Source organism: Nesterenkonia haasae (assembly GCF_010119385.1).
Classification (GTDB): Bacteria; Actinomycetota; Actinomycetes; order Actinomycetales; family Micrococcaceae; genus Nesterenkonia; species Nesterenkonia haasae.
Genome location: NZ_VFIE01000033.1, coordinates 1 through 4,527, shown reverse-complemented (window position 1 = coordinate 4,527; position 4,527 = coordinate 1). Strand labels below are relative to the sequence as shown.

At 58.0% G+C, this 4,527-nt stretch carries 2 protein-coding genes and 1 pseudogene; 1 reads left to right on the top strand and 2 read right to left on the bottom strand.

Annotated elements, in window-relative coordinates:
- Together FH975_RS15735 and FH975_RS15730 are read right to left on the bottom strand one after the other, a co-directional pair.
- On the bottom strand, window positions 1-1,875 hold a 1,875-nt coding region (locus tag FH975_RS15735), incomplete at its 3' end, for a hypothetical protein (RefSeq protein WP_162322130.1).
- 671 nt (window positions 1,876-2,546) lie between these two features.
- A complete protein-coding gene (locus FH975_RS15730) occupies window positions 2,547-4,121 on the bottom strand; it encodes an N-acetylneuraminate synthase family protein (RefSeq protein ID WP_162322129.1) in 1,575 nt (524 codons plus the stop codon).
- 269 nt (window positions 4,122-4,390) lie between these two features.
- On the opposite strand from FH975_RS15730, the pseudogene FH975_RS17125 reads away from it, so the two are divergent.
- Window positions 4,391-4,527 (top strand): annotated as a pseudogene (locus FH975_RS17125) (UDP-glucose 6-dehydrogenase); the annotation flags it as partial.

Sequence of the window (4,527 nt, the reverse complement as noted above, 5' to 3'; positions counted from 1 at the left end):
CATCCCGTATAGCGTCAGCGCATCCAAATAGTCGATCTCATCCCGCGGCGCGCTGTAAAGGTAACGTGCAAGCGACAGTACGCCGGATGCCCAATGGCCTCTGCGAAGCTGCTCCTCCGCATCGTCCCGGAACAAATCAATGCGTGCTGATTCCAGCAAACCGCGGGTTCGCTGGAAGTCGAATCGTCCCTTGGATGCTGCGTAGGCGAGCACATCTCGGGCGTCACCTATCCGATTGCGCACTGCGGTCTGCGTAAACCAGTCGATACGGCCCGGATTGGCGCGTAGTTCTTTCAGCCAGTACCAAATGGCCCCAGACGAGGCTTCTAGGACATCGCCGCCACCGGCTCCGCTGGCACTGAGAGCGTCGGAGATATCCTCAAGGCTCAATTCTGCCTGGCCATGTTTATAAGTGCCCAGGAATGACTCCACGTAATTCTTCCGACCCGCCTGGCGCGCTCGCTTCACAAGGTCTACAGAGTTACTCCGTGAAGAGGTGTTGAGACTCTGGGTCAACAGGAACTGGTTGGACGGGTAGAACTCATTGTCCTCCCACAGGATCTCCTCGCCGCGAGCGTGCACCGCCCGCAGGATCAGATGCGAGCTGCGGCGGCGCAGCACCTCCACCGGGAGTGGCAGGCTGTACGAGCCAGTCGATATACCGTACCGACGCCGGGCCTGCTTGCTACCCTCCGAAGCCTCCGCACGGGCCAGAGTATGGGGCTCATCATCGGTGAGCTCATCCAGCACGACCTGGACAGGAACATCCAAAGCGGCCGTGTGAAAGGCGTACCCTTCGAACCGGCCAGCGTCCAACTGAGCCGCTGAGAGCACGAATTCACCGTCCAGCTCCTCGACCAACGTATGTGGTAGGCCTGTAGGACGTCTGCCGCCTTCGTCTCCCAACCGGAGATCAAAGGTATTCTCCAATGAATCACCCAAGGAGAATAGACTCAGCTGATTAAAACCGGATCCGGCCCCTATCTCAGCCGCATAATGGTGTGATCCCTTACCGGTCGAGGCAGTATCGCTGAGCGGTGCCGGCAATGGGTGCAACACAGCGGTCTCCTCTCCCACACGCAGTGACAGACGCCTATGGAGACCTCCACCTTTCAGGACGACCTGAGCATATGTGGCCGTTACGCTGAGCATCTCCAACTGAATGGCGGAAGCTTGGGAGCTTTTCTTTCGCCACGGCTCAAATTTGTCGTTCTCTGCGTCGGCCAGTCGGTTCGCCTCCAATGCTGCGTTCTCCCGGTCAGCGATCGTGAGCCTGAGCGTGGACTGGGCGATAGGAGTCTCGGTGGCGTTGACGCGCACCTCCACGATGTGCTCCTCATCATCGAAGTACTCGGGCGGTACCTGCGCGGAGAAGGCGAACTCCGGTGGCACGGTAACCTCGAACGCCTTGCCGCTAAAACGCAGCTTCTTCTGGTTCGCGCGCTCTTTGAAGATTTCTTCGCCGTCCACCAGCACCTGGACGGTGGTCCGGTCGCCTGCTCGCGCGACCCAGCCGGCCACCCCCCCGCGTTCGGTGATCCGCACATCTCCGCTGATTTCAACTTCCGCTGAGATGCGGGCATCCAATGTATCGAGTGGACCCTCGGCTATCGTCTCACCTGAGCCGACAACCTGAAGGCTCACCTGATGTGACTCGCCTGTCCACAAATTCGGCGGCAAGGCTCCCAGGAAACCGACGTTGCGTGTGGGGGACTCGCTAGCAGAAAGCTCGGGCCGGAAAAGGTTGCATGTCAGCGTGGCGGCGCACTCACCGTTGACCATCACCGCAAGTTTCTGCCGCACCTGAGGCGCGTCAGGATCGAACAACCAACCGCTGATCCTGTCTGCACGAAAATTGACTATCTTGTACTGCATGAACCTACGAATCCCCTAGTCTGAAGTGCCGCCATCCACGGCCCCCGTCAGAATAACAGTGGGGAGTTTCCTGCAGACATAAAAGCTGACGTATCTGCCTCGTGTTCTTGTGAGATGTTAAAACGGTGGCTTGAGTGTCACAGGCCTTCCAACAGACCAGACCCATGCTGTGGACCAAGTCATCTTCCCCCGGATTGGCTCCGAGTCATGAACACGCCCACATCTACAAGACCCTCGTGTGCAAAACCGGCCCCCCTCGAGATTGGGGTGCAAGCGGGAAGGTTGCTGCGTCTCTGATATGGCCAGGGAGGCAGTCAGGGCCGCATTTGTCTACGCCCGCTGCATATCGTGGGGATGGAACGGCCAATGTCAGTTCCTCCTCGGTCATAGCAATGAGCGACGCAAGAGACGCACTTGCTTCCAGAAGCAATTCAGGGGCGACGATGTGTCGCCTCCGACCGACTTAAGCTGGAATCAGCACAAGGAACCGGGTTCCGGAAAATTAGTTGGCTTTGACTAGCAATCGCCAGCACCCTCAGGTCGAGGCTACGTGCGGATGTGTTCGACACGGTCGCTGCGGATTTTGAATGTTCGCTATATATCCACTGTGAGCATTCAAATGAACGCCACCCCAGATCGCGTCTCTCGACGAGCTAAGCATGTGGTGCTGTTTAGTATTTATGGTGCTCACTGGCGGTGATTCTCTTCTGGGTAGAGCCCACGTGCAGCTGGGCCTGGCGCACCGCGCCCACATACTCGGTGAACGCCTCGGTAGTCATGTCCACCGCGACCGCGTCAAAGTGCGCCCACTCCGTGTTGCCCAATTTCACGTGTTTCTCCACCATTTGGGCGCCGGCCGCTACAGCTAGGGCCGAAGCCATCCACCCGTAGTCATGGCTGGAGTACCCCGGGACGATCCTCGGTCCGGGCTGGTGTTCTTGTTGTGCAGCCAAATTGGCGTAGTGCCTCACCACCCCAATATTGGTGTGTTCATCTGGGGTGGGGTACGCGGAGTTGCAGTGCAGAAGGTACAACGCCTCCTGCCGGGTGAAGGTTTGCAGCAGCCACTCTTCATAGGTCTTGTCCGTCATGCCAGTAGAGATGACAACAGATCCATCGTAGTTCCCCGCTACATAGGTCAGGTAGTCCCGCTTCTCAGAGATGGTTGATGGGAGCTTGACCAGAGGGACGTCCACCTCGTTGGTGAGCCATTGGAAGGATGGTTTATCCAAGACTGAGGCGAACCACCCGATACCCAGGTCCTGGGTCAGCTCCTCGAGGAAGATAAATCCGTCCCTGTCGAGTTCGAGCTGCCGCCGATAGTCACCAAAGGTGTTGCCGAACGGCGATTTATAAGGCGAAGCCAGCTGCTCGGGGGTGTAGAACGTCTCCACATCACGCTTCTGGACCTTGACCCAATCGGCCCCAGCAGCATGCGCGGCGCGCACCAACTTTTCCAAGCGATCCAGGTCACCGAAGTGATTGGTGGTGATCTCCGCCGTGACTTCAACCGGCGGCATCTCTACATCTTCGTAGTCGACTGGCTGCGGGACATCAGCCTCTTCAACCGCGACGTGGAAGCATTCATTGAGCATGTCGGCGGTCAGCTGAGAAAACTCACGAGTTCCCACGTGCTGAACATCAAGATTCGTGTCTTTGAGCGTGTAGAGGGCGTTCTGCAAGATGTATTCCTGCAGTTCGATGCCCGCCCGACGCCGTGCTGACAGTTCAGGGCTGTACTGAGTTGAAGCCGCGCGAGCCTGCCCTGCATCCGGGGTGAAATCGAAACCGACCATGTATACCGTCTGTACACGTTCACGGTGGTCAGCGATGGCTCTCGCGACCTCGAGCCCAGTCAGGAAAATGGCCTCTTCGATGGCGACGTCACTGCGGTCCTGGAACCGCAGAAGCACCTGATCCTCTGCGTCATTGGATAAGGGCTGGAATGGCAGACGGACTACCGTGCGGTCTGGAGCGCGGAAACTTGTGGAGGTGACATAGGCGCTGGAGCGCAGACCGTCTTCAGCCACCGACTCCCCCACCCAGTCCTCATAGAAGATGGTGATGTCCGTGGGATGGATGCGCTCAGCGTCGTTGACGCCGATCACCACGGCATCCTTGAAGACTCGGGAGTGAATTTGGTCAGCAGAAGGTCCCTTGCCCAAGATCACTATGGTGTCCGAGGAGTAATTCCCCGCGATTGAGGCTGCCAAACGTGAAATAGCTTCCGCGGACGGCTTCATCATGATGGTTGACCTCACCACTATCTTTCGCATCGAATCTCAGACCAGAACTCTTCCGGAAACGCTTCCGGGGACGTGGCAGCTCACAGCCATTGCGCCACGCTCAGTGTAGTCGGCCCGCATTGGTCACTGAGCCAGCCCTACGCCACGAATCCAGCAGTATTGCCGAAGGCTCAGTGTGAAATGTGCCTATGATGGTTCGCGTGACTGCGACTGTAGAGAACATCAGTGTTATTGGTACCGGTTATCTTGGTGCTACCCATGCCGCGTGTATGGCCGAGCTCGGATTCAACGTGGTCGGAGTCGATATCGACCCCGAAAAAATCGCGTCTCTCTCCGCAGGAGACCTCCCCTTCCACGAACCCGGCCTGCCAGAACTAATCCGCAAACACGTCGAATCCGGACGCCT

What these genes read in the sequence shown, in the direction of transcription:
- FH975_RS15730 (WP_162322129.1), bottom strand. Translation starts at nt 4,121, where the DNA reads ATGATGAAGCCGTCCGCGGAAGCTATTTCACGTTTGGCAGCCTCAATC.